The organism is Oceanobacillus sp. FSL W7-1281 (genome assembly GCF_037969835.1).
Lineage (GTDB): Bacteria > Bacillota > Bacilli > Bacillales > Amphibacillaceae > Oceanobacillus > Oceanobacillus oncorhynchi.
The window spans coordinates 4,380,265-4,405,389 of record NZ_CP150214.1 but is presented as its reverse complement, the minus strand read 5'-3'; the positions used below and the strand labels follow the sequence as shown (position 1 = coordinate 4,405,389).

Genomic DNA, 25,125 nt, shown 5'->3' with positions numbered 1-25,125 from the left:
ATGTATTCAGTTATATTTTATAGAAAATTGTAATATTTAACAAGTATTAATTTTGATTTTGTAAAAAAGAGGGTAGAGTTCACAGGTAGAAAAACATTAGTAAACAATTATGCACACAAGAAAACAATATTGTTTACATCGAGTACAAAAATGTTTACTTGTAAACAATGATGTGTATTAATTGATTTGATAGGGTTTATAAAAGTGTACAAAAAAACAAACATGTAAACATTTCGCTAAAATACTTGATGGATGGAGAAGATGTGTTTATGCTAGAGTTATAGTTTATCGAAGAAGATAACTATTAGATAGAATGGAAGTCTAGATAGATTGCTCATTCGTTTTATGTTGTATTATATAGAAGAAACGTAATTTTGAAAGGAGAATGGAAAATGACAAAGTCAAGAATTGCAGCAATTGATGTTGGAAATGATGCCTTAAAGGGGAATTTTGGTAAATTAGAAAATGAATACTACATACCCAATGTGGTAGCACCTGATTTAGAAGACAGGCCCGTTATTGGAATTGAAGAATTAGATACGAAGGAAGTACTGGATAATATTCATATCCGAATCCACTCCCCTGCCCTATCCGAAAATAACCTTGTTTACAGAGTAGGAAATCTGGCTACTAAAACAACCAACTCTCAGGAACTGGATCCAGGAAGCAGTAAATCAGAAGAAGATCAGACATTAGTTATGTTACTTGCTTCATTAGCATTAGATGCTGTATCAAGTGAAGCATTTAAAGAGAAAAACGGTGTTTATGATGCACTTTATACATTAGGTACAGGATTACCGCTTAGAGAAGTAAAAGAAGGAAAAGATGTGGGTTATCGTTCCCGTCTATTGGGCTCTGTACATCAGATAGAATTTTTAGTTACTCCGAAGCACCAGGGGAAAAAAGTAAATATTAAATTTGATGAAGTAAAAGTATATCCGGAAGGTTTTGCTGCATACGTCAATTTAATCATGGATAATGACTTAAAAGTTATCAACAAGGAATTAATTGACAAACAAATTTTAATTCAAGATATTGGCGGGTTATCCACAGATATTGCTGTTATTCGCAATAGAAATGTGGATGACGATAAAGCACAAGGTTTTAATATCGGTGTTTCCGAATCATTAGAACAAATTCGTGAAGAAATCAGGTCAAAACACGGTGTAGAACTGGACAGCAGAAGAGATGTCGTGGATATTATCACCAGAAAAAATAATCGTAATCATATTATGGTCAAAGGAAGCCGTACGAATGTTCATGATATAACAGATCATATTCTGCTGGAGCTTGCCAAGAAAGAATATCGTTATTTGCGGAACGTGTGGAGCAGGAATTCCCAGACAGAAATTTGCTATTTTGTCGGTGGCGGCTCTGCGGTGCTGAAAGATTACATCAAAGCGATCAATAATAAGCTGGAAGGCTACAATATTGAATTCTTTGAAGATGAGAATGAAAGCATCTGGATGATGGCTAATGCGTATTATAAATTAATTACCGATTTTGTGCAGAAGAATGAAAAGGTTGAGAAGGAAGAGAAGACTACGAAAGCGAAGTAAGGTGATTATTCTATGGGAAAGAATATCGAAAGAGGACAAACAATCACATTTCGAATTCCTTCAGATACTCCTGACTACTTACTAAGACAACTGCAGCAATTGAAGGAAACCGAACGGAGAAACTTCTCCAGTAAAATTGCGAGCTTCGTTCTAAAGGGTGTCAATGAAATGACAGTAAGGGAAAAGGAGACGGTTACGATTCCGCTCCCCCGACAGCTGACAAAGGAACAAAAAAGCTGGTTGAAGCATGAGCACTCAGAAGCTCTGATCGGGACGATTCTATATCAATTATTATCCGATCCTATGCGGGCAACGGCACTATTAACTTCTATGAACAGCGGAGTGGAAAATCTATTTACAGAGATAGAAGAACCAAGCAGCACCGCATCGGAAATAGAGGAAGAAAGCCTTCAGGAAGATTGGACTATGGACGATTTAAGTGCAGGTGATTTAATGATTCATCCTGCTGAAGAAGAAGAGAAAGAGGAAGAGGAACCCGACCCATTAGGTGATTTCTTTTCAAGTATGAATAAATAAAAAAGGAACAGCTGCCATGAAATATGGAGCTGTTCCTTTTTTATAAGAGTAAGAAATAAAATGTTGAGGATAGCCGCTCCAACGGGCTTCATGGAATGAGTAATCTTAGGCCTCAGAAATACACTACGCTTTCCATGGCCCCCGAGCTCATCTCCTTTAAAGAAGACTTAGCGATTGGCAAGCCGACAGGCGCAGACAGAGCTAAAGTCGCACTTATGCCCCGAGGGTGAAAAGAAGACTTAGCGATTGGCAAGCCGACAGGCGCAGACAGAGCTAAAGTCGCACTTATGCCCCGAGGGTGAAAAGAAGACTTAGCGATTGGCAAGCCGGCAGGCGCAGACAGAGCTAAAGTCGCACTTATGCCCTGAGGGTAAAAAGAAGAACACTTTTTTTCCTGCGGGGTCTTCCCACTGAGGCAGGGACTGGGACTGCGATTACTCGTCCCATCGAAGAGCTTTTGCGGTTACTCGCTCCATCGAAAACCGTTGTAGCGGACATCTCTTTGGCGAGAACACCGATGTTTTAAAGACCAAGTGATATTTTTGATTTTTCTTATGCTATTATAAAACCCGCTTTTATTTATACATATCTGGGGATAATTCTGTGGAAATCTAAAGGATAACTTTTTGGTTATCCACCCATTATCCACAGGGGTAAATGTGGATAAAAAATTGCCAATAAAAATCGTTTCTAAATACTTTTATTTCTATTAAATTAAGCTATAATGAGAACTTGAGTTTAATAAAAATTAGCGGATTCTATTTTTGATAGAAATTTTATATCTATCCATTTAAGTTGAATTATTTAATCTATCTTTTGCATCTGACAAAATTAATTTTTTCTATAATAAGCACTTTAACTAGCGTAGTGTATTTCCAGAGTGCAGATAGAAGCTAAAATCTTTATTTCAACTAAATATATCACGTTACATTCAATTAAAAAATCTTATTCGCTGTATGATAAATGAATCGTAAGTATGAGCGGTTCAAAAAATAACGTTAACCATACGTTGTTCCCCCTTTGCTATTTTAAGCAGATAGTGCAGAAATCATTTGTTTTTTTGGACAAAAACAGATTTTAGTTATAACATCCTATCTCGAATTAAAATCTTGCGTAGTTGAATAATCTATGATAGTGTTTAATACAAGATATAGGCGAAACGAAAAACGTTTAGCACTACATATTGTGTCTTGTCAGGGTAATGTCTGAATTGCTGAAATGGTGAAGCCTGCTGTAACCTTGGTTTCCTCCATCAACTGATTGTATTTAAAATGGAGTAATCTACTATATATAGTACGGATAACAGATTACTTTTTATCATTTCATTCATCAGCAGATTTGCCTCACAAGGCGCTTATTATTTTGGAGAAATATGCTGTAAAGCCGTTGGAAGAGTATAAGTTTATTTTTATTATGATAAATAAATTGATTTTAAATAGATACATATGATTACAGGAGGCATAAAAATGACCATTATTATTAATCCGACATCGATTCAAGAAAAAATCAATCGTGCATCAGAAGGTTTGAAAGTAGATGCTGATGCTTGGTTTCAAAAAGCAGAAAAGCAGACACAAGGGGTTACTTCCAGTACGAAAGTGAATGATACCATTATTCAGACAGCCCTTGAAAATATAGATGAAGCAAATCCGGATTGGACGTATGCAGCTGCACGAATTTACGTGGAGAATTTATATAAAGAAGCTGCTGCCAACCGCGGCTATGACGAAAGAGAAAAATATGGTTCCTTTTATCATTTAATTAACATGTTAACCAATGAGGGCATTTATACACCTTCATTTCTGGAAAAATACTCAAAAGAAGAAATTGATCAAATTGGAAGACTGATTGTACCGGAAAGAGATAGGTTATTTAACTATTTGGGAATTTATACCATTGCTACACGGTATTTAGCAACGGATCATCAGAAGCGTGTATTTGAGCTTCCTCAGGAGCGCTGGCTGATTATTGCGATGCACCTTATGCAGGATGAGCCGCAAAATAAACGGGTGGAATATATTCAGGAAGCTTACTGGGCATTAAGTAATCTATATATGACTGTAGCGACACCAACATTAACCAATGCGGGAAAAACACATGGCCAGCTTTCCAGCTGCTTTATTGATACTGTAGACGACAGCCTGCAGGCGATTTACGACAGTAATACCGATATTGCCAAGCTTTCTAAAAACGGCGGCGGAATCGGTGTTTACATGGGTAAAATTCGTGCACGGGGCAGCTCAATCAAAGGATTTAAAGGAATGTCCAGCGGTGTTGTGCCATGGATCAAACAGTTAAACAATACAGCAGTCAGCGTGGATCAGCTTGGAACCCGTAAAGGTGCGATTGCGATTTATTTAGATGTATGGCATCGTGATATCGAATCATTCCTTGATTTGAAGCTTAACAATGGGGATGACCGCATGCGTGCGCATGATATCTTCACTGGCGTATGCTTGCCGGACTACTTTATGGAGCAGGTTGAAAACCGCGGCGATTGGTATTTATTTGATCCGCATGAAGTACGTCAGGTAATGGGCTATTCTCTAGAGGACTTTTATGATGAAGAAAAAGGAAATGGTTCATGGCGTCAAAAATACGAAGAATGTGTCGCAAATGAAGATTTATCAAAAGAAAAAGTACCGGCGATTGAAATTATGAAGCGTTTGATGCGTTCTCAGTTAGAATCTGGCACGCCTTTCATGTTCTACCGTGATGAAGTAAACCGTCAAAATGCAAATTCACATGAAGGTTTGATTTATTGCTCGAATCTGTGTACAGAAATCACACAAAATCAGTCGCCTACTGAATTTGTAGAAGAATTTTTAGAGAGTGAAAATACAATTGTAAGAAAATATAAAGCTGGAGACTATGTGGTTTGTAATTTGAGCTCGGTCAACCTTGGAAGAGCTGTTTCCAATGATGTATTAGAGCGTCTGATTCCGATACAGGTAAGAATGCTGGATAATGTGATTGATATTAATACGCTGCCGATTATGCAGGCAACGATTACAAATCAAAAATATCGCGCTATTGGTCTTGGAACGTTTGGATGGCATCATCTTCTTGCGCTAAAAGGAATCGGCTGGGAAACAGAAGAAGCTGTTCAATATGCAGATGAACTTTACGAAAATATTGCTTATTTAACGATTAAAAGCAGTATGGAGTTAAGTAAAGAAAAAGGTGCTTATTCTGTTTATGAAGGAAGTAAATGGAGCACAGGTGCTTATTTTGACCAAAAAGGCTATACAGACTCTAAATGGACTGCATTAAAAGAAGAAGTCAAAGAGAATGGAATCCGTAATGGTTATTTAATGGCTGTTGCACCGAACTCTACAACGGCAATGATTGCTGGTTCGACAGCAAGTATCGACCCGATTTTCCAAGTGTTCTATCATGAAGAAAAGAAGGATTTTAAAATACCTGTTACAGCGCCGGCTTTAGATCATAACACGTATAATATTTATCGCCGTTCTGCATATATTGTAGACCAGCGTTATTCTGTCAGTCAGAATGCAAAACGCCAACGTCATATTGATCAAAGTTTATCATTTAATATTTATGTACCGAATACGATTCGCGCATCTGTATTACTCGACTTACACTTACAGGCATGGAATGAAGGATTAAAAACGACATATTATGTCCGTTCCACATCCAACGATGTCGAAGAGTGTGAGTGGTGTCAAAGTTGAGGATTCTCATTGCGTATTTAAGCTACAGTGGTAATACAGAAGAAGTTGCTGCGTATATTGGGGATTATTTAAATAAAGAAGGGGTAACAGTTGAGTGGCATCGAATCGGCATCGATGCACTCAACGATCCTGCTGATTATGACCTTGTATTTTTGGGTACCTTCACTTGGGAAAGAGGAGCTACACCAGATGAGGTAAAGGATTTTGTTATAGAAGTAGGATATAAACCCGGAAATATGGTTATTTTCGGAACTGGTGATACACAATTTGGCGGGGATGATTTGTTTTGCAAAGCTGCAGATAAATTAGCCCATTTTTATGGAAGCAGTTATCCGGCTCTTAAAATCGAACAATCGCCGCGTGGATCACAGGAGAATAAGATTGAACAGTGGTTAGAAGGAGTGCTGAATCATGCAAAAAGTTACGCTTGAGCGTGCTAAAACGTTAGAACCGCGTTTTCCAAATAAATCAACCGGCGTATTTGGAGGCCAATCAAGTGGCATTCTAAATTGGAATGATATTGCTTATCCACATTGGTATAAAATATATAAACGACTTGTCGGAAACTATTGGCAGGCCGATGAAATAAATATGTCTAGTGATGTAAAACAGTTTCCCACCCTGTCTGAAGAAGAGCAGGATGCGTATTTGAAAATAATTGGGCTGTTATCCACATTGGACGCACCGCAAACAAGAACAGCATTGTTGATTTCACTCTATGCAACAGATGCTTCTGTCCAATCAATTATGGCGGTTATCGCGCAACAGGAAGCAGTGCATAATGAAAGTTATTCTTATGTTCTATCCTCTGTCGTTTCCTGGAATGAACAGAATGAATCATTCCAATTAGGAAGAACAGATGAATTATTGATGAAACGGAACGAACTGTTAACAGAGCAATATAATACGTTTGTGGAAAATCCGACAATAGAAAATATCCTTAAAACATTAGTATATACTTCGCTGTTAGAAGGAATGTTTTTCTATTCTGGATTTGCTTTCTTCTATAATTTGGCGAGACAGAATAAAATGGTAGGGACCTCTACGATGATCAGCTATATCAACCGTGATGAATTGGAGCATGGCCGCTTTATTACAGAACTGTTCCGGGCTACATTAGCTGAGAATCCGGAGCATAATAATAAAGAATTCATTCAATGGGTTTATGACCATTTCCATCAATCTGTTGAACTGGAATTAGAATGGTCACATTATGCGCTTGCAGGTGTGGAAGGAATTGATATGGATGAGCTGGACGGCTATGTCAAATACCGTGCCAATAAAATGCTGCGTATGATGGGATTAGAAGAACTTTATCCAGAACATGTGGATAATCCTATGAAATGGATTCGTGCATATGTGGATAACGTGGATGGAACAAAAACGGATTTCTTTGAACAGAAATCACGTCAATATACGAAAACTAGTGATTTAAACGGTTTTGATGACTTATAAGAAAAGAAGCTTTTACGTTATATAACGTAAAAGCTTCTTTCGTATTTCAGAAAAATAAACCTGTGGATAAATTTATAACTTATTCACAACACTACTCGTCTATCGTGGATAGTTCTCCTGTAACGGCATCGATAGCATAGGAACCGCCTGTTACCTTTCCGCATAATTGATACATTTTTGTTTGCTTATCATAAACATATACAGGTTCTACTTCGATATGCTCGCATAAACGCCCGGCAGCTGCTTCTGTATCCACTTTTACTGCTTCCGCATCAGCAAGGAAATCAAAAGCTTCCAATAACGCTGCTGTGTCCATGTAATTATCAACTTGTAATGTCTCTGGATTGATCAACAGCTTCAAGGATGGATAAAGAACCTTTGGTACAGGTGCTGCAGGGTCCAACCTTGCTAATAAATACCCACTGTCACGTTTTACAGAAGTCAGGCGCCAACGCCCGCTGTCGTTTGGAAACTCCTTCCGCAGCATATCCGTAATCTCGGTTACCATCTTCTCTATGGTGTCCTTCTCAATGGGCCTATTGTTATCTGGAGTTATGTTCTTTTGAAAAACTTCCTCCTCTGTAAAGGTATGCTTTAAATCGATTTCCTTTTTCTCTAATCTCTCCGTGGAAGGCTCCTCCCAGGTTAAAATCGTATCAAGAGGTGTGTAAGAAAGATTGTTCTCTGCCTGATTGAAATAGATAATAGAATCAGGAATTCGATTTGGAATAAGGAAGCTGGATATAACATAGAACGGCTTCCAAGCAGCAGTCAATTCGTCCGGGACTTCAATAAGCTTACAATGCTGCCTTGCCAGAGGATAGATAACCTCATCTACTAAATTAAAAGGCTCCCATTGAATTTGTGATTCATCCGCAAACTTTCCATGCATATAGAAGCTTGATAACATTCCTTCCTCATTAAAAGAAATCGTGATTGTTCCTCCGGGGAAAAGTCTGATATTATCCACAGCAGCGTGGAAAACAATTTTTTCTTTTGCTTCATTTACAAGCTTGAACTGTCTGCCGTAATCTAATTGGGTCTGCTCCTCTATCCATTCAATCATGGCTTCCATGTTATCCGCTTGTGGAAATAACTCAGCAGGTAACCGATTTTCTCCCTTCACAAAAATAATATGATTCAGTTTTTTTGTGTCGGTATCCACAGCTATTTCAACAGTTCCAGCCGGGTTTAAATCATCGGTTTTATCTATTCCATTTGGGAGCCAAGTCATACTTAAATGAATTTGGTCTTCCTCATGCTGAACGAAATCATAGTTTTCTAAATAAAAATCAGTCAGTTGAAATTGTTCACGTGTTGTTTCAATTATTTGTTTTGTAGCAGGATGCATAGGTATACCTCGCTTTTTGACTTATAGATTGATTAAAGTATAACATGCTATCTTCTCATTCTAAAGAAATGCATCAGCATGAAAAAACGGCTTCGAAGTATTTTCGAAGCCGTTTCATCCTATTAATTTAAATGATTAATAAGTCCATTGGTAATTGCGCGGGCTACGCTAGATTGATAGTCACCTGTCTGCACAACGGTTAGGTCATGCGGATTGGTAATATAGCCAAGTTCAATCAGCACAGATGGCGCATTTGTGTTTTCGAGCACTTTATATCCCGCCTGTTGTGTGCCTCTGGATGGCAGAGAAACAGTAGAAGACAGAGTGCTGTTAAGTGAGCTGGCTAAAGCAGCATCAGAATCAGAGTTGTAATAAGTTGTTACTCCGCTCACTGGCACAGCAGAGAAACTATCATAATGTAAACTGATAAAAGCATCGGTATTATAGCTGTTACTGATTCGTGCTCTTTCGTCTAATGAAACAAAATAATCGCCATTTCGGGTCATGATTACATTTGCTCCGGCTTCTTCCAGCTGCTGCACAACATAATCTGCTGTAGAGGTGACAACATCTTTTTCATAGATATTATTTAATCCGATGGCTCCCGGATCTTTCCCGCCATGACCAGGGTCAATGACAATGGTGTGTCCGGATAGAGAACCAGAGCTGCTGGACTGTGTCTGAGCTGCTTCGACAGTTGGAGCAGTATTTTCTGTTGCTGCTTCTTCACTGCTGCTTCCATCTGTTGTCAGCCAGGAAGCAATCCATCCTGTTTCGCCGTTGCCTAAGGAAATCTCAATCCAATCCGCTGAAGTGGAGTTGACATCAAAGGAATCTCCTTGATAAGCATAGGAAATAATCGTATCTGATGTGCTCGGACCGGACCGGACATAAATGCTGTCAGCAGAAACAGTCACTGATCCGGAAGAATTTACAGCCGGCTCTGCAGCCGGTTCTTCATTTACTGTTTCTTCTGCAGCTGGAGCTTCTTCCTGACTGGGGCCGCCAGTTGAAATAAGATGGTGCTTGGCGACCCATACAGGTTCACCGCCATAATAAGTCTGAACCCAACCATGCTGTTCGTCAAACGCATTCACCTTATCTCCCTTTGTAAACTGACCAACCAGAGACGCATCGTTAGACGGCTCGCTTCGGATGTTTAACACAGCAGAGCTTACTTCATAACTGTCGCCATTTGCCAAGCTTGCATTCGGCAAGAAAAAACTAAGTATAAATAATATTGCAGCCAATAGATAAATCTTCTTTGTTTTCTTTTCCATTGAATCCTCCTCTAGATGACTAAAATGAATTACATGATTGGATACTAATAGAATAGCCTAAACATAGAAGAGTTTAAACCTGGAAAGGGAAAAATAATTAAATAAGACTAGCATTTTTAGATTCATTTAGGATTAAGTAGTTATTTTGGGAAAATAATAACAATTCTTTCATTAAGGGAATTATTTATATTTAATTGATAAATCCCTGTTGGCGTCATCAACAGGAAAGGATTGTAATCCTAGTCATCCGTAAAAGAAAGCAGTGTGGAAGCAGCTTTAAAAGCTCTTTTATCATGTAATATGTCACCTGGTTTACTGGCTTTTCCAATCACATATCCCGCAAAATGCATTTTATAAAAGTCACATATATATTGAAATTGCTGAATAAGCGGCAGCCCTTTAATAAATGGATTGTCACCCCCGACGATAATTAGATATACCTTCTTTTGAGACAGTTTTTCTCTGAAATCAGGATAATCTGAATCTCTTAAGATTTGCGACCAGCGATCAATAAACAGCTTCATAAGAGCGGACATACTATACCAATAAATAGGGGTGGCAAAAACAAGCGTATCATGTTCTAACAGCATATCAATAAGTTTTGTATGATCGTCATTTACTGGGGTGAATCCATTCATATCATGTCTTTGATCAATGATGGGATGAATAATATAGTCACGTAAATAAACGTGCGTGCCCTGACTTTTAGGCACAGCTTCATAGGTTAATATTTCTGTATTACTGTTTTGGCGTGTTGATCCATGAAACACAATCGTACTCATAAACATCCTCCTTCTATATAAAACGAAACTTCATGCAGCAGGAGTTGTTGCTCCTCTCCAGCTGAATTAGCCTGAATAATTCAGGGAGTCCATATCTGTTCTCTCCCGCCTGAATAAATTTAAATTCACTCTTTATGGTGAGACGGGGTTTACGGGCAGTTCTCCATGATAAATGAAGAAGCGGGGGAGAGGAAATAAAGATAGCAGCTTGCAATGAATGGAAGGGATTCTATCATTTATTTAGTATGAAGATTTTTAGATTTTTAGATTTTTACTTAAAAAGCAATATGATAAAGAATATGTATGACCTTGTCAGTGTATGCATGAACGAAAAAAACAGAGGCAGGAGAGCAGGATGAACTGCTTCTGTCTCTGTTTTATCATCATATGATATTGTGGTGTTTCCTTCGTAATTAGAATCGGCTGCATCTGGCCCTGGGCGCTGAAAAAAAGGGTGCTGCCATGGTAGTGAGCCCGAAAATAGCTCTACATACGAATCCATTTCCAGATTTCTTTTGGTGTGGCGTTCTTTCCATATAAAAGAATTCCGACTTTGAAAATTTTCCCGGCAATCTTCATAAAAAGAAGGATACTTAAAATAATCACAGCAAAGGCAATCATAATCTCTATCCAAGGCCAATCATCCAGCATGGTCAACCGCATGAGCAATACAGAAGGTGCTGTGAATGGAATGTAGGTGCTCACGGTAGCAAGGATACCATCCGGATTACTGATTACCGGTCCAATAATGATAAATGGCAAAAATGGAAGCATCATTACAAAACCTTGCAGATTACCAGCACTGGACACATCCGACATGGTTGCACCGACGCCGACGAAAATGGCTGCAAACATCAGATAGCTCAAGAGAGCGATAAATACAAATAGAAGCGTTCTCGGGACAAGCAGGTATTCTAAAACCGGAACTTCTGTCTGCCAGATAATAAACGGCAGCAGGACGGCAATATAGACTGTAACTTGAATAAGACCTAAGATAAAATAACCGATAATTTTCCCCTGCATCAGCTCGGATGGTGTTAGAGAGGATAAAATAATCTCTGCAATCTTATCTTTTTTCTCTTGGGAAGCACTTTGAAAAATAGCCATCCCTGTAAAAGTGATGGAAAGCATGATTACCCCGGCAAAAACACCTGGCAGGATACTTTCCCAAGGATCCTCCAGGGAAGCAATCCCACTGCCTTCGCTTGTCGCTGCTTCATCCTGGTTAGTGCCCTCTGCGAAGGAAACAGGCTCAAGCAGCTGGTTTATTTCCCGTTCACTGAGACCAGAGTCTTTCGCTTTCATTACCTGGACGGGTCCGCTTAACGCCTGTAATTGCCCAGGAAATAATGGATCAGCTTCCTCGCTTGTATAAGTGGCGATTCGGTTCTCCTCCAAGGATTGTTCATTAATAAACAGATACGCTGTATAAGGCTCATTCACTTCTGTTACTTCCGATTTTAATGTATCAGTAGAGTGAAGCTCCCAGTCAAAACCACGTTCTTCATTAATCGCCTCGATGTCTTCATATATTCCTATGTCATCATTTACATAGACTGTCATAGTTTCAGCTTCATCTGAATCTGAAGAAAATAAAGAGGCGAGGAAGAAGAATAAAATAAATAAAGCCGGTGTAATAAATAATCCGATGACAAATGTTTTATTTTTTAAATTCCGTTTTATTTCCCATTTTGCTACTTTTAGCGAGTTCTGCATTTCAGGCACCTCCTTCCTGAGAGATAAGATGCTTATCTGTAGCAATATCAATAAAAATTTCGTGCAGAGAAATACGGTTAATATGTAGCTCTTGTACATCTAATTCTGCAGGTAATTGCTTTAGCCAATAATGAGGGATGACCCCTTTTTGCAGATGGAGAATCGAACGGCTGCCATTATGCTCAATCCGGTCGACTTCAGGGATTTTCTCCAGCAGAGCGGGCGGATTCTCACCATGCAAGATGCATTTGAAATTGGCATATTGCTTTTTAACTTCGTCCAACGTGCCATAAATCACTTTCTGGCCATGCTGTATCATAAAAAGCCGGTCACACATCTGCTCCACAAGATTCATTTGATGTGATGAAAGCAGAATGGCCGTTCCGTTCGCAGCTAAAGAAGCGATTTCATCTTTGAAAATCTCTTGACTGACTGGATCGAGACCGGAAAAAGGTTCATCCAGAATGAGCAGGTCTGGTTCATGAAGAATAGAACCGATAAATTGTACTTTTTGACTCATTCCTTTGGAGAGTTCTTCGACAGAGGTGTTTTCCTTTCCTTCTAAATCAAATTTCTTTAAATAGGTTAAGATGCGTTCCTTTGCTTTATCTAAAGGGTAATTCTTTAAATCAGCAAGGTATAAGAGAATATCCATCACCTTGACATCTTTATAGAGGCCTCTTTCTTCAGGAAGATAACCAATTTTAGATTTAGGAATGGCTTCTCCCGACTGCTGATGGAAGTGAACTTCCCCGCTGTCCGGATACATGATACCCATAATATTACGAATCGTGGTAGATTTACCCGCCCCGTTTGGCCCTAGTATAGCCATGATTTCGCCGCGGTTTACTTCAAAGGAAATTCCCTTTAAAGCTTCCTTATCCTTAAAAGATTTTTTAAGGTTCTGAACGGTTAATAAGGTCTTCATATAAACACTCCTCGTTCATCCCATTATAAAAACGGAAAATTCTTCTTATTTTATTGTACGGAAACCCTGTTTGAATGGTTTCAAAAAAATGATTATTACTGGTAATTTATTACGGAGAATTGTCCGTCAGTTATCCTCCTTCCTTTTTGGAATTGATGATTGTGTATCGCTCCTGCAACCAACCGCTCCGCTTTCCAACGTACAAATGTTTTTAATGGGATGAGTAATCGCAGCAATGTTGTCAGTTTAGTGCGACCGATGCGATTACTCATCTCATTAAAACTGTCGCTAGCTAGTTGTTTTTATCACATTTAATTATATTTTCCAATCATAGATTTTGGTGTTGACTCATTAATATATGGTATTTTTTAATTTACTACCAAACGGTATAGGGAAATGTGCATATTTAAAATCCATGAGGGGTGTGTTTCATTTTAAAAAGTAAAAGAAAAGAGCGAATAAAATATCCGTGTTTATGTAGATATAAATTATCCATAATTTACCTTCATCATTTGTTCATATTCGGAATAAAATGTGAATAAATTCACAAATTAGTATTTACTGATGCGTATCTGCATGATATTATAAAAGTGTACTAAAGGATATCCTCTTTAAATAAATGTGAAACAGTGAACATGTTAAAAACAAATTATTTTATTAAATAAAGGGAGAGATTGACATGATGAATTTTTTAAGAACAAACAAGTACGTTGCGGGGCTTTGGGTGATTATTCGACTTTATCTTGGATTTAGATGGCTGACCTCTGGCTGGGGCAAAATTGTAGGCGGTGAATTTGATGCAGGTGGTTATTTGCAAGGTGCTATTGCACAAACAACTGGAGAAAACCCGGCTGTACAGGGCTGGTGGGCAACATTTCTTGAAACTGTAGCAATTCCGAACGCTGGACTATTTTCTGTATTTGTTATGTGGGGAGAAGTACTGGTTGGACTTGGACTAATCTTAGGTATTTTTACAAACCTTGCTGCTCTTATGGGCGTTGTGATGAACTTCTCTTTCTTGCTAAGCGGAACATTCTCTACAAACCCGCAAATGGCTATCTTAGGAATCTTCATTGCTATCGCTGGTGCAAATGCTGGAAGATATGGTCTGGACCGCTGGGTAATGCCTTATCTTAAAGAAACCTGGAATCAGCGTGTGAGAAAAGGAAAACAGCCTGAAACCAATGCAGCTTAAAGCAGCGGATTAAATAAAAATATAAAAAATACAGGAGAGCAGGATACCCCCGCTCTCCTGTATTTTTTATGGGGCGGAAGAACCTCCTCCAAATTCTTTTCATGTTATTTGCTGAGAAACTCCTGTATAATAGCTTAGGAATGACAAAATGAAAGAAGGATGTTTATGTCGTCGGTTCAAGCGCAAGCCGTCTCGCAGAATGATAAGATTTTTTCGCGGGATTTTTTATATATTTGGATAGCGAACTTTTTTATTTTCTTAGGTTTTCAAATGACAATACCTACCATACCTCTGTTTGTGAAGGATCTTGGCGGCAGCGATCAAATGGTGGGAATCATTGTAGGTATTTTTACGTTTTCTGCCCTCCTGATACGTCCCTATGCCGGGCATGCGCTCGAAAATAAGGGGAGAGGGTTTGTTTACTTAATCGGATTAGGGATTTTTGTTCTCTCTGTAGGAGCATTTGCGTTTACAGCGAGCATTTTAATTTTAATTATAATACGAATTATTCAAGGTATCGGCTGGGGATTTTCAACAACAGCCGGAGGAACAATAGCAACCGATTTGATCCCGCCAAAGCGGAGAGGGGAAGGAATGGGCTATTTTGGTTTATCCGGAAATATTGCGTTGTCTTTCGGACCAAGTTTAGGCCTGACGCTGGTTGTGCTTATCTCCTATCAGCAGCTTTTTTTACTATGTGCATTTGGTGGTGTAGTGGCGTTTCTTTTTGCCATGCGCATCCGCTATAAAAAAGTTGACCCGGCTCATCAAACAAAGGTTGCGCGCTTTGACGTACTGGAAAAAAGCGCCCTGCAGCCATCGATTCTGCTATTTTTTATTACCTTTGCATTTGGTGGAATAGCGACATTTCTGCCTCTGCATGCGCAGGAAAGAGGCGTAGAGGGGATTCAAATCTATTTCTTTATTTTTGCAGTATTTATTATGGTTTCGCGGCTGTTTTCGGGCAGACTATATGATAGAAAAGGTCATAAAATGATTTTTCTGCCGGCAGTTTCGCTTATATTCCTGTCTATGCTTCTCTTAGCCTGGCTGCCCAACATAACTGTCTTATTGACAGCAGCAGCTTTATTTGGACTGGGATTTGGGGCAGTACAGCCTGCCCTGCAGGCATGGGCGGTCAATCGGGCGCCAGCTGACCGGAAAGGAATGGCAAATGCGACCTTCTTTTCCTGTTTTGATCTTGGAGTCGGCGTCGGGGCAATTTTGTTCGGGCAGATTGCAGCTATGCTTAACTATACATCTATCTATTTAATAGCAGCAGGCTCTATCGTTATTTCCATACTGATTTATGTATTTACTGCCCTTGGGAAATCATCTGACAACATAAAGGTGGGTTAACAGATTTGAAACAAATTAAAGATATCAATATAAAAAATGCGTTTCCTGATAATTTTTACCGTCGTGGTCTGAATTACTTTAGAACCAATAAAGTAAAGGATTTAATGTATAATCCGAATCAGTTGACTTGGTCGGCAACAGTCCAGGGTACAGAAGATTACTTTGTAGAAGTGAATACTAATGATTTGCAGCAGGGTTCCATCGACATGCATTGCGATTGTCCTGCATTTGAGGTGTACGGCTATTGCAAGCACATCGTAGCCGCCTTATTAGCGGTTCAAAGCTATGAAAACAGTGATGTGAAACCGAAAGTAAATCACTATCGTTTAAATCGTTTTATGGAAGCTATCCGGGGAACGAGAAGTGTCACAGAAAACACTTCTTATCAGCATCCGGTAAAGGTAGAGTATATTGTAAGCTGGTCTTATTTGAGACATTTGCAGGTTGAATTGAAAATTGGCGAGAAGCATCGCTATGTGGTAAAGAATGCAGCGGACTTCTTAGAAAATTATTTTAGAAAAAGAGATCATTATTTCTCTAAAAAGTTTACATTTCAAGCAGGGAAGCATGTCGTGGAAGAAGCAGATCAAGAGATTTTTGAGCTGCTGTATCAGGCAAGCAAGAGTGCTGACCTGTATGATTCCTATAATTATGCAGGGAAAAAAAGCAGTGAAAGGTATCTTCTGATTCCGCCGGTACTTGCAAAAAATTTATTATATAAATTAATGGAACGGGAAACGGCTGTGAAAACAGAGCGGGAAGAATATAAAGAGGTGCAAATCGTTGACGGAGAGCTGCCTTTTCAATTTGACGTTATGAAAAACGATCAGCATATCTCGCTTAATCTGCAGCAGGGAAATGAAATGACATTCTTCCCTAACTATGATGTATTGTTTTTAGACGGTGTTTTCTATTTTCCTAAACGAGAGCAAGTTCCTGTTTTGAAGGAATTGGAAATGTTTCGTTTAGAGAATATTTACTTTGATGTTCCTGTTGAACAGACAGATACCTTTCTCTCTGAAATTATGCCGGCGCTGGAGACAGTCGGCCAGGTTCAATTAGATGAACGTATTGCGGATGAGGTCATCAAGGAGCCGTTAAAAGCAAGATGCTATTTAGAATTACGGGAGGATTTAATTGTCGGGCGTCTGGAATATCATTATGGCACACATGTGATTGACCCCTTTCAAGGAAAAAAAGATACGGATGTGATGCTGATTCGGGATGTGGATAAAGAAAGTCTTATTATGCAGCATATCGAAGAAGCAAATTTCAAATATAATGGCAGAGAACTTTATATGTCTGTGGATGAAGAAGACCTCTATTATTTCTTATATAAGATTTTACCTTCCTTAGATAAGGATGTAGAACTGTTTCTGTCCAGCGATTTTAAAAGGCTGTTCTTTGATTATGATCCGCAGCCGAGCACGAGTGTCCGGATGGAGGGGCAAAATAATTTATTAGAAATCGGTTTTTCCATTGATGGAGTAGACGATAATGAAATTAATCGAGTTCTTCAGGCTGTGATTGAAAAGAAACGCTATTTTCGTTTGAATTCCGGTCAAATGCTGGATTTGGATACGGAAGAATTTGCTTCCATCCAGCGGTTTTTTGACGGATTGGGAATGGATAAGGATGCCGTTCAGGACGGTCAGGTACAGATGCCGGTATATCGCGGTGCCCAGCTGGATGAGCTGCTCGATACAAAAAAACAGTATGATTCGAATTTCAGAGAATTATTAAGCCATTTGAAGTCGCCGGAGGAACAGGTTTATGAACTGCCTGAAAACCTGCAGGCCTCCTTGCGAACTTATCAGAAGGTTGGTTACCAATGGTTTAAATCTCTGAGTCAGTATCAGCTCGGCGGAATTCTGGCAGATGATATGGGGCTGGGAAAGACCTTGCAGAGTATCGCCTATATTACGTCTGAAACGGAAGAGAATCCTGTCGGCCCGCATCTGATTGTAGTTCCATCTTCTGTAGTATATAACTGGAAAAGTGAGCTGGAGAAGTTTGCCCCGCACTTAACATCGGTTATTTTGACCGGGCAGCCGGCGGAGAGGCATAAGCGAATGGAAAGCGCCTCAGAGACAGATGTCTGGATTACTTCTTATGCAACCTTGCGTCAGGATATTGACTATTATCAAGAGATTATGTTCCAAACATTATTGCTGGATGAGGCGCAGTATATTAAGAACTATCAGACGAAAACCTCGAAAGCCATCCGTACACTTCATGCTACACGGCGGTTTGCGTTAAGCGGCACACCGATTGAGAATTCGATTGAAGAGCTGTGGTCCATTTTTCAGGTAGTCCTGCCTGGATTAATGCCGGATCAGAAGACATTTAGGCAGCTTGATTCCAGCAAAGTAGCCGCCATTACAAAACCGTTTATTTTACGGCGTTTGAAGCGGGATGTGCTCAAAGAGCTTCCGGAAAAAATCGAATCCGTGCATATTTCGGAATTAACAAATGATCAAAAGGATTTATATGTCGGTTATTTAAGGAAGCTGCAGCAGGAAGCAGCGATGTCCATGCAGGAGGATTCTTTCCAGCAGAATAGAATGAAGATTTTAGCAGGATTAACGAGACTGCGCCAGATCTGCTGTCATCCTTCCATGTTTGTCGAAAACTATGAAGGAAGATCCGGCAAGCTGGAGCAGCTGATGGAAACAGTAGAAACAGCAATCAACAACGGCAAAAGACTGCTTATCTTCTCCCAATTTACCAGCATGTTAGACATTATTCGCGAACGGTTAGAGGCAGCAGAGCATGACTACTTTTATCTGAGTGGCGAAACCCCTTCTAAAAATCGTGTCGAAATGAGCGAACGATTTAATCAGGGAGAAAAAGGAATATTCCTTATTTCCCTGAAGGCAGGAGGGACTGGTCTGAATTTGACTGGTGCGGATACGGTTATTTTATATGATTTATGGTGGAACCCGGCCGTAGAAGACCAAGCGACTGGGAGAGCGCATCGATTCGGACAGAAGAATGTGGTGCAGGTCATCCGTCTGGTGACAGAAGGCACGATTGAAGAAAAAATTTATGAGCTGCAGCAAAAGAAAAGAGAATTAATTGATCAGGTCATTCAGCCTGGAGAAACGATGCTTTCTTCTCTAAGCGAGGATGATATTAAAGAACTTTTAAGTTTGTAGACATCAATGTAGAATATTCCTTTCTAAATAACAAAAAAGACGGCCATGCTCCGTCTTTTTTGTTTGGAATTATTGATTTAAACTGAACAGCTTTCTGGGTCTTCCCTTCGAATAGGGACTTTCCTTGCCGGAAATTTTAATAATCTCTCCGGACAGCAATTTTTTTACAGTCCGTTCGGCACTGCGCTTGCTGACCTGATAAAATATTGCAATATCGTTTGAAGAGAATGGTTCATTATTGCGTTCAACAATAAATTGAATAAAAAGATAAGATAATTCATTGTTTAAGCGGGCCTGATGAACAAGCTCATGAAATAATTTATTGGTGTCGATATGTTTCCGCTGGCCGATAGGGCCAATGATTTCCTGACATTCATTAACCAGATAGCTGAGGCTATGCCGATCATTACGGCAGGCTTCCAGGGCCATAAACGCATTTTTTTGGGAAGAAAGAGGATTCAATCCAAGTCCAAATGCCAGTCCAATAGAACAGCCGGCAAGCTTTTCTACCTCATCGATAAAGGGAAAGTCACGATAGTTTTCTTTAATCACTTTAATCAGCTTGCTTGTACCGATGATAAAATAATGATTATCTTTATTCGGTAAAAGTATAGCCTCATACTTTTGACAAAATGTACTGACATATTTTCTGACTTCTGTATGTATTTGATGATGCATATGGATAGGGAGGCTTTCTTTTAAAAATAAAATACCTGTTACTACAAGGCCGGTTGAATGCTTCTGTACCTCCAGTGTTTGTACTACTTTTTCCAATGCCTGATAAATACGTTTATCAGGCATTGGAATATAATGAACGGGTAAAGCTTCCTGGAAAAGCCCGTTATAGACATCTCTTCTCGAGGTCAGAATCAAATCTATTTTTTTCTGTAAAAATAGATCCTTATGGAAATCAATCAGCATTTGAACATTGAAACAGCTCTGCTTGGTATAGCTGGCCGAAATAAAATCATATTCTGTCATGGCGATATCATCCTTGAAATCAATGTGCTTTATATCTTCCGGATAATCGATGGATATGCATTTTTTCTTAGAAAGCTGTCCAATACGTAAGATAGATGACAAAATACTATATTCATCGTAAGCGATATAAAGCATGATTTGCTGACGCTTTTGTTTTAAAGCTTCACTGTAGGAACTGTAATCAGTGAAAAGAAGTGCGTCACACATCATGGCCCCCTCTGCCCGAACTGCAGCATTGCATGATTCAGATAATATAAAAGGGAGGACGTCAATAGATGGAAATTGTTCCGCGATTTCTTGTACTCTTTGAACGATTGTTTTTTCTCCTAAAACCCCTAGTGTTATATTCATTTGTTTCCCCCCTTACAGATAGCTGTATTTTTTATAAGAAAAGAGGCATGACTGCTTAACTTTTCAAATAATGATAGATATGTGCTCCTGCTCTCTGATGAAATTGCTGTCCCTCTCCATTGTTCATCCATCCTTCTGTCAGCATAACTGCTTTGAGCTGTTTATCCGCTGTTTGAAAAATAGCTGCATCGTGCTCTGCCCCGGCCAGTTCCCCGGTTTTATGAAATGTCTTGATGGAGGAATCGTAGGCAGAAAAAGCAGTCAGTTTACTGTTGAACTGCTGATTTTTCAAGATAGTCAGCATTTGCTCCTGACGGTGTTTTGGCAGTACGTTATTTGGCTCTGTCAATAAATCCAGCAGAAGCATGACATCATAGCAGCTCGTCCGATTCTCCAATCCGAGCTTTATTGCTGCATCATCCATCAGCTTTCGCTCTAATTTCGTATGCTTTCCGCCTATTTGTTGAATAAATGCATGGATAGTATCTAAACCGATGAAATCAATCACTGCATTTGTAGCGGTATTATCAGAGACAATGATCATTAATTCGAGGAGCTGCTGATATGTATAGGTCTGCTTATCTGATAAATAAGGAATAATTCCCGCACCGCCGACCATATCGGAGGAGGAGAGATGCACCTGTTTAGATAAATCAATCTTTCCTTTCTCTTCTTCATAATAGGCAGCGGCAAGGATAAACAATTTAATAATACTGGCGGAACGAAGCGGCTTGTTTTCATTAAAAGCGATTTCATTTTCTCCGGATTGAATCAAATAGCATATTTTTACTGGCGGTAAAGGCTTTATGGAATAAATAGCATGCTTTAACATTTTTAGTGACAATGTTTTATCACCTCGTTGGAAAGTGGGTTATGTTAATCTTATGGAATATTCAAAAAGTAGTCAAGAAATACTTGGAAATCGCTTAAAAAAAGTATACAGCATGTTTTCGCACTATATATCATACAGTAAAAAGAATGTTTAAAGTAATGAATATTTTTAAAATTGTATATGTAATCGTTTCCTGTTTTGAGAATAATTTGACGTTTATGTTACTAATATTGTAAACTTATTACAAGTACGATACTTTTTTGTAAAAGGGGGACTTTTAGATGAAAAAGAATTGGTTAAGCCCGCTAGCACTTATTTTTGCGTTATTGTTATTATTAGCAGCCTGCGGCGGCGGTGACGACGGCAATGCAGACGATGGCGGCGAGGAAGCTGGAGATCCGAGTACAGATCCGGAAATGATTCAGATTGCTACCGGCGGAACAAGTGGAACTTATTATCCGCTGGGAGGAGAAATGGCAACCATCATTTCGGATAATACAGATGTAACAGCAGATGCGATTTCTTCCAATGCTTCAGCAGAAAACGTGATGTCAATTGAAAATGGTGATTTAGACGTTGCTTTTGTACAAACAGATGTGGTAGCGCATGCTGTAGAAGGAATCAACGCTTTTGATGAACCTGTTGAAAATGTACAGGCAATGGGTTCTTTATACCCGGAGACGGTTCAAATTGTAACGACGGCGGGTTCTGGAATTGAATCGGTAGAAGACCTGGCAGGAAAAACCGTTTCTGTTGGTGCTCCTGGATCAGGTACATTTATCAATGCCGAACAAATCCTGGAAGTACACGATATGACAATCGATGATATTGATGCTCAAAACCTGGACTTTGGTGAATCTACCGGAGGAATCCAGGATGGCAATATTGATGCCGCGTTTATTACATCGGGAACGCCTACAGGTGCGGTAGAGGGCTTGGCTGCTTCTGTAGATGTATCTATTGTCCCGATTGCTCAGGATAAAATCGATGAGCTTACGGAAGCGTATCCTTACTATGCTGCAGATACGATTGAAGAAGGTACTTACAGTCTAAGTGAAGATGTGGAAACAGTTGCTGTATTAGCGGCATTGGCTGTAAGCAGTTCTTTATCTGAAGACCTCGTCTATGAGATGACCAAAGCAATATATGAAAATGCAGAAGGGATGGCGCATGATAAAGCATCCTTTATCACAAAAGATACCGCATTAGACGGAATTGATATTGAAGTGCATCCAGGTGCACAGAGGTACTTTGATGAAGAAGGTATCGAATAAATAAATGAAATAAGCCGGCTCCACCCAAGAATATGCAGGGATAGGCTGCCGGCTTTTTTACAGAGCACAGCTTGTATAAATAGGTGATGTGAAATGTGGAGAAAGCGGTTAAAGCTTCTTCTGGTATTACTCCTGATAGGAGGAGGAATTGGTTTTGGCGTGAATTATCCGATTCAGACAGCGTTAGTTTTTAACGATGGCGAATCCGGAGAATTGACGGCTTTTTTACCTTTAAAAGAGAATGAGCATTTCTCGATTACGTTCACTCACTCCATTCATTTAACAGATGTTGTGGAGAAATATCGAGTAACAGATGACTTAATGATCGAGCAATATGAAATAATTTATGAAGAGTTTGGTATTGGCATGCCAAATAATGCGGGCGAAGGAGAAGAATTTGTTTATGAGGATGGGAAATACCATATAAAAAATATGAAACATCAATTTGAATCGTTAAATATTCGTAATGGAGAAGTTGTTTCGAATCATCGTTTAGCCTGGAAGGATAATAAACAAATCGAGGAGTGTTGTGAAGTACCTTTCAATGATTATTTTGTGCCTGGGGATTGGTACAAAGTGAAGGTAGATAAAATAACATTGCTTGATTATTGGGAAGGAGAGAAGATCAATGAGTGACAAAAATCATGATCAACTTTCAGAAAAAGAACAGCAGGAATTATTGGAGAAATATGATACAGAATCAAAAACAAGAAATTTAAAGGGTAAGATGGCTCATGTTATTTTTCTTGGTTTAATTGCATTCTCTGTATTTCAATTATATACAGGCATTTTTGGTCAATTTACTGCTTATATTCAACGGACCATTCATTTAGGGTTTGCATTGTCACTTATATTCTTATTGTTCCCGGCTGTCCGCGGGATGAAAAAGGATAAAATTCCTTGGTATGATTATGTTTTAATGTTGTTATCTATCTTAGTTTGTGGATATTGGCCGGTGTTTTATGACACCTTAGTACAGCAATTTGGCGGTATTTCTGCAGTACAAATGTTTGTAGGCGGACTGGCGATTTTGCTTGTATTAGAAGCAGCCCGACGTGCAGTAGGCCTGCCGATTACCATTATTGCGCTTATCTTTCTTGGTTATGCGCTTCTCGGACCGAACATACCAGGAATGTTTGCCCACCGCGGTCTGTCGCTCGAGCAGCTGATTCAATCAATGTTCTTTACGACAGAAGGAATTTTGGGAACTCCGTTGCAGGTATCGTCTACATATATATTCTTATTCCTTTTATTTGGAGCCTTCTTAGTGCAGACAGGAGTAGGAAATTATTTTAATGATCTAGCGATATCGATAGCTGGAAAAAGAGTAGGGGGACCTGCAAAAGTAGCGATTTTCTCCAGTGCTTTAAATGGGACCATCTCCGGAAGTTCTGTTGCGAATACGGTAACCACAGGTTCTTATACGATTCCAATGATGAAAAAGCTTGGGTATCGAAAGAACTTTGCAGGTGCTGTAGAAGCAGCAGCGTCTACAGGAGGACAAATCATGCCGCCAATTATGGGGGCAGCTGCCTTTTTAATGATTGAATTCGCTGGAGAAAGCTATTGGAATATCGCAAAAGCAGCTATTATTCCAGCTATTTTATACTTTGCAGGAATCTGGATTATGACACACTTTGAAGCAAAACGAACAGGATTAACCGGTTTACCGGACGAAGAGATTCCGAGTAAAATAGGTGTTTTAAAAAAGATACATCTATTGCTGCCAATCTTAGCAATTGTTTACTTCTTGTTTATCGGGATGAGTGTGGAAAGAGCAGCCATTTATGGTATTCTGGCTACAGTTATTGTAAGTCTGTTCCGAAAAGACACGAGGATTACGCCGGCTAAATTTATCGTTGCTCTGGAGCAAGGAGCTAGAACAGCATTAGGAGTTGCCGCAGCCACCGCATGTGCCGGGATTATTGTTGGCGTAGTTACGAAAACGGGGCTTGGATTGAAGCTTGGAAACAGTTTGGTTTCCATTGCAGGCACTATTGCTTCATCACCAGAGATTCAATTGATGCTGACATTGGTATTTACCATGATTACATCGATTATTCTTGGAATGGGCTCACCAACGACAGCGAACTATATTATTACATCCACCATTGCTTTACCGGCAATTGTCGCACTCAACGGAGAGTTAGAGGTTGCTATCCCAATCCTGGCTGCGCATATGTTTGTATTCTACTTCGGTATTGTTGCTGATATTACACCGCCAGTTGCTCTGGCTGCCTTTGCGGCAAGCGGTATATCCGGGGGAGAACCGATACGTACGGGAGCGAATGCAACCAGGCTCGCTATTGCTGCGTTTATTATTCCGTATATGTTTGTATTAAATCCGACATTGTTAATGATTGATTCAACAGCACTTGAAATTATCTTATCATTAATTACCGCCATGCTGGGGATGGTTGCAATTGGTGCCGGAATGATTGGCTACTGGTATCGTCATGTAAAATGGTATGAGCGGATTATAGCGATTGTTACCGGGCTTCTGTTAATCTACCCGGAAGGATATTCTGATACGATAGGCTTTGTTATGTTTGTTATTATGTTTGTTATCCAGTACATGTCAAGGGAAAAAACAGACCGAAACAGCAGAGTGCAAGCCAGTTAATAAAGCTGCTTCCAAAAGAAGGTCTCCTTATTTTCATCTGAAAAGGAGA

18 protein-coding genes are annotated in these 25,125 nt (G+C 39.4%); 11 read left to right on the top strand and 7 right to left on the bottom strand.

Annotation, left to right across the window (positions count from 1 at the left end; genetic code table 11):
- Nucleotides 1-392 precede the first annotated feature (392 nt).
- The 5 genes from MKX55_RS21320 to MKX55_RS21300 all read left to right on the top strand — a co-directional run bounded on the left by MKX55_RS21320 (nucleotide 393) and on the right by MKX55_RS21300 (nucleotide 7,246).
- Entirely contained in the window at nucleotides 393-1,559 is a 1,167-nt protein-coding gene (locus MKX55_RS21320; protein WP_339180585.1) for a ParM/StbA family protein, read from the top strand.
- 12 nt (nucleotides 1,560-1,571) lie between these two features.
- The gene (locus MKX55_RS21315; protein WP_339180583.1) at nucleotides 1,572-2,096 is read left to right on the top strand and encodes a hypothetical protein; all 525 of its coding nucleotides are present in this window, start codon (nucleotides 1,572-1,574) and stop codon (nucleotides 2,094-2,096) included.
- Between the two features lie 1,466 nt (nucleotides 2,097-3,562).
- Nucleotides 3,563-5,791, top strand: coding sequence for a ribonucleoside-diphosphate reductase subunit alpha (locus tag MKX55_RS21310; RefSeq protein WP_339180581.1), 2,229 nt, complete (start codon nucleotides 3,563-3,565; stop codon nucleotides 5,789-5,791).
- Nucleotides 5,776-6,222: a flavodoxin gene (locus tag MKX55_RS21305; protein WP_339180578.1), complete on the top strand. Its 447-nt coding sequence runs from the start codon at nucleotides 5,776-5,778 to the stop codon at nucleotides 6,220-6,222. Before MKX55_RS21310 ends, MKX55_RS21305 begins: the two co-directional genes overlap by 16 nt.
- On the top strand, nucleotides 6,203-7,246 hold the full coding sequence (locus MKX55_RS21300; RefSeq protein WP_042529258.1) for a ribonucleotide-diphosphate reductase subunit beta: 1,044 nt from the start codon (nucleotides 6,203-6,205) through the stop codon (nucleotides 7,244-7,246). The genes MKX55_RS21305 and MKX55_RS21300 overlap by 20 nt, the downstream gene beginning before the upstream one ends.
- A gap of 91 nt (nucleotides 7,247-7,337) precedes the next feature.
- Here the strand turns inward: MKX55_RS21300 and MKX55_RS21295 are convergent, their stop codons facing one another.
- The 5 genes from MKX55_RS21295 to MKX55_RS21275 all read right to left on the bottom strand — a co-directional run bounded on the left by MKX55_RS21295 (nucleotide 7,338) and on the right by MKX55_RS21275 (nucleotide 13,303).
- Nucleotides 7,338-8,597 (bottom strand): hypothetical protein, encoded by a 1,260-nt coding sequence (locus MKX55_RS21295; protein WP_339180576.1) that lies wholly within the window; start codon nucleotides 8,595-8,597, stop codon nucleotides 7,338-7,340.
- 122 nt (nucleotides 8,598-8,719) lie between these two features.
- A complete protein-coding gene (locus tag MKX55_RS21290; RefSeq protein ID WP_339234795.1) occupies nucleotides 8,720-9,877 on the bottom strand; it encodes an N-acetylmuramoyl-L-alanine amidase in 1,158 nt (385 codons plus the stop codon).
- Between the two features lie 239 nt (nucleotides 9,878-10,116).
- Entirely contained in the window at nucleotides 10,117-10,659 is a 543-nt protein-coding gene (locus MKX55_RS21285) for a flavodoxin family protein (RefSeq protein ID WP_339180572.1), read from the bottom strand.
- A 486-nt stretch (nucleotides 10,660-11,145) separates the two neighbouring features.
- A complete protein-coding gene (locus MKX55_RS21280; RefSeq protein WP_339180569.1) occupies nucleotides 11,146-12,375 on the bottom strand; it encodes an ABC transporter permease in 1,230 nt (409 codons plus the stop codon).
- Nucleotide 12,376: 1 nt separating this feature from the next.
- Nucleotides 12,377-13,303, bottom strand: a complete 927-nt coding sequence (locus MKX55_RS21275; RefSeq protein ID WP_339180567.1) for an ATP-binding cassette domain-containing protein — start codon at nucleotides 13,301-13,303, stop codon at nucleotides 12,377-12,379.
- Between the two features lie 679 nt (nucleotides 13,304-13,982).
- Here MKX55_RS21275 and MKX55_RS21270 point away from each other — a divergent pair.
- The 3 genes from MKX55_RS21270 (at nucleotide 13,983) to MKX55_RS21260 (ending at nucleotide 19,015) form a co-directional block, all read left to right on the top strand.
- The gene (locus MKX55_RS21270) at nucleotides 13,983-14,498 is read left to right on the top strand and encodes a DoxX family protein (protein ID WP_042529269.1); all 516 of its coding nucleotides are present in this window, start codon (nucleotides 13,983-13,985) and stop codon (nucleotides 14,496-14,498) included.
- Between the two features lie 165 nt (nucleotides 14,499-14,663).
- Nucleotides 14,664-15,857 (top strand): MFS transporter, encoded by a 1,194-nt coding sequence (locus MKX55_RS21265; protein WP_339180563.1) that lies wholly within the window; start codon nucleotides 14,664-14,666, stop codon nucleotides 15,855-15,857.
- A 5-nt stretch (nucleotides 15,858-15,862) separates the two neighbouring features.
- The gene (locus tag MKX55_RS21260; protein WP_339234793.1) at nucleotides 15,863-19,015 is read left to right on the top strand and encodes a DEAD/DEAH box helicase; all 3,153 of its coding nucleotides are present in this window, start codon (nucleotides 15,863-15,865) and stop codon (nucleotides 19,013-19,015) included.
- A gap of 69 nt (nucleotides 19,016-19,084) precedes the next feature.
- Here MKX55_RS21260 and MKX55_RS21255 read toward each other — a convergent pair whose 3' ends face one another.
- Together MKX55_RS21255 and MKX55_RS21250 are read right to left on the bottom strand one after the other, a co-directional pair.
- Nucleotides 19,085-20,347, bottom strand: a complete 1,263-nt coding sequence (locus MKX55_RS21255) for a hypothetical protein (protein WP_339234792.1) — start codon at nucleotides 20,345-20,347, stop codon at nucleotides 19,085-19,087.
- A gap of 55 nt (nucleotides 20,348-20,402) precedes the next feature.
- Nucleotides 20,403-21,191, bottom strand: coding sequence for a serine hydrolase (locus tag MKX55_RS21250; RefSeq protein WP_339234789.1), 789 nt, complete (start codon nucleotides 21,189-21,191; stop codon nucleotides 20,403-20,405).
- Between the two features lie 269 nt (nucleotides 21,192-21,460).
- Here MKX55_RS21250 and MKX55_RS21245 point away from each other — a divergent pair, with 269 nt between their 5' ends.
- The 3 genes from MKX55_RS21245 to MKX55_RS21235 all read left to right on the top strand — a co-directional run bounded on the left by MKX55_RS21245 (nucleotide 21,461) and on the right by MKX55_RS21235 (nucleotide 25,076).
- Nucleotides 21,461-22,453: a TAXI family TRAP transporter solute-binding subunit gene (locus MKX55_RS21245; RefSeq protein WP_339180553.1), complete on the top strand. Its 993-nt coding sequence runs from the start codon at nucleotides 21,461-21,463 to the stop codon at nucleotides 22,451-22,453.
- Nucleotides 22,454-22,546: 93 nt separating this feature from the next.
- A complete protein-coding gene (locus MKX55_RS21240; protein ID WP_339180551.1) occupies nucleotides 22,547-23,089 on the top strand; it encodes a DUF1850 domain-containing protein in 543 nt (180 codons plus the stop codon).
- Entirely contained in the window at nucleotides 23,082-25,076 is a 1,995-nt protein-coding gene (locus MKX55_RS21235) for a TRAP transporter permease (RefSeq protein ID WP_339180550.1), read from the top strand. The genes MKX55_RS21240 and MKX55_RS21235 overlap by 8 nt, the downstream gene beginning before the upstream one ends.
- The last annotated feature ends 49 nt before the right edge of the window (nucleotides 25,077-25,125 follow it).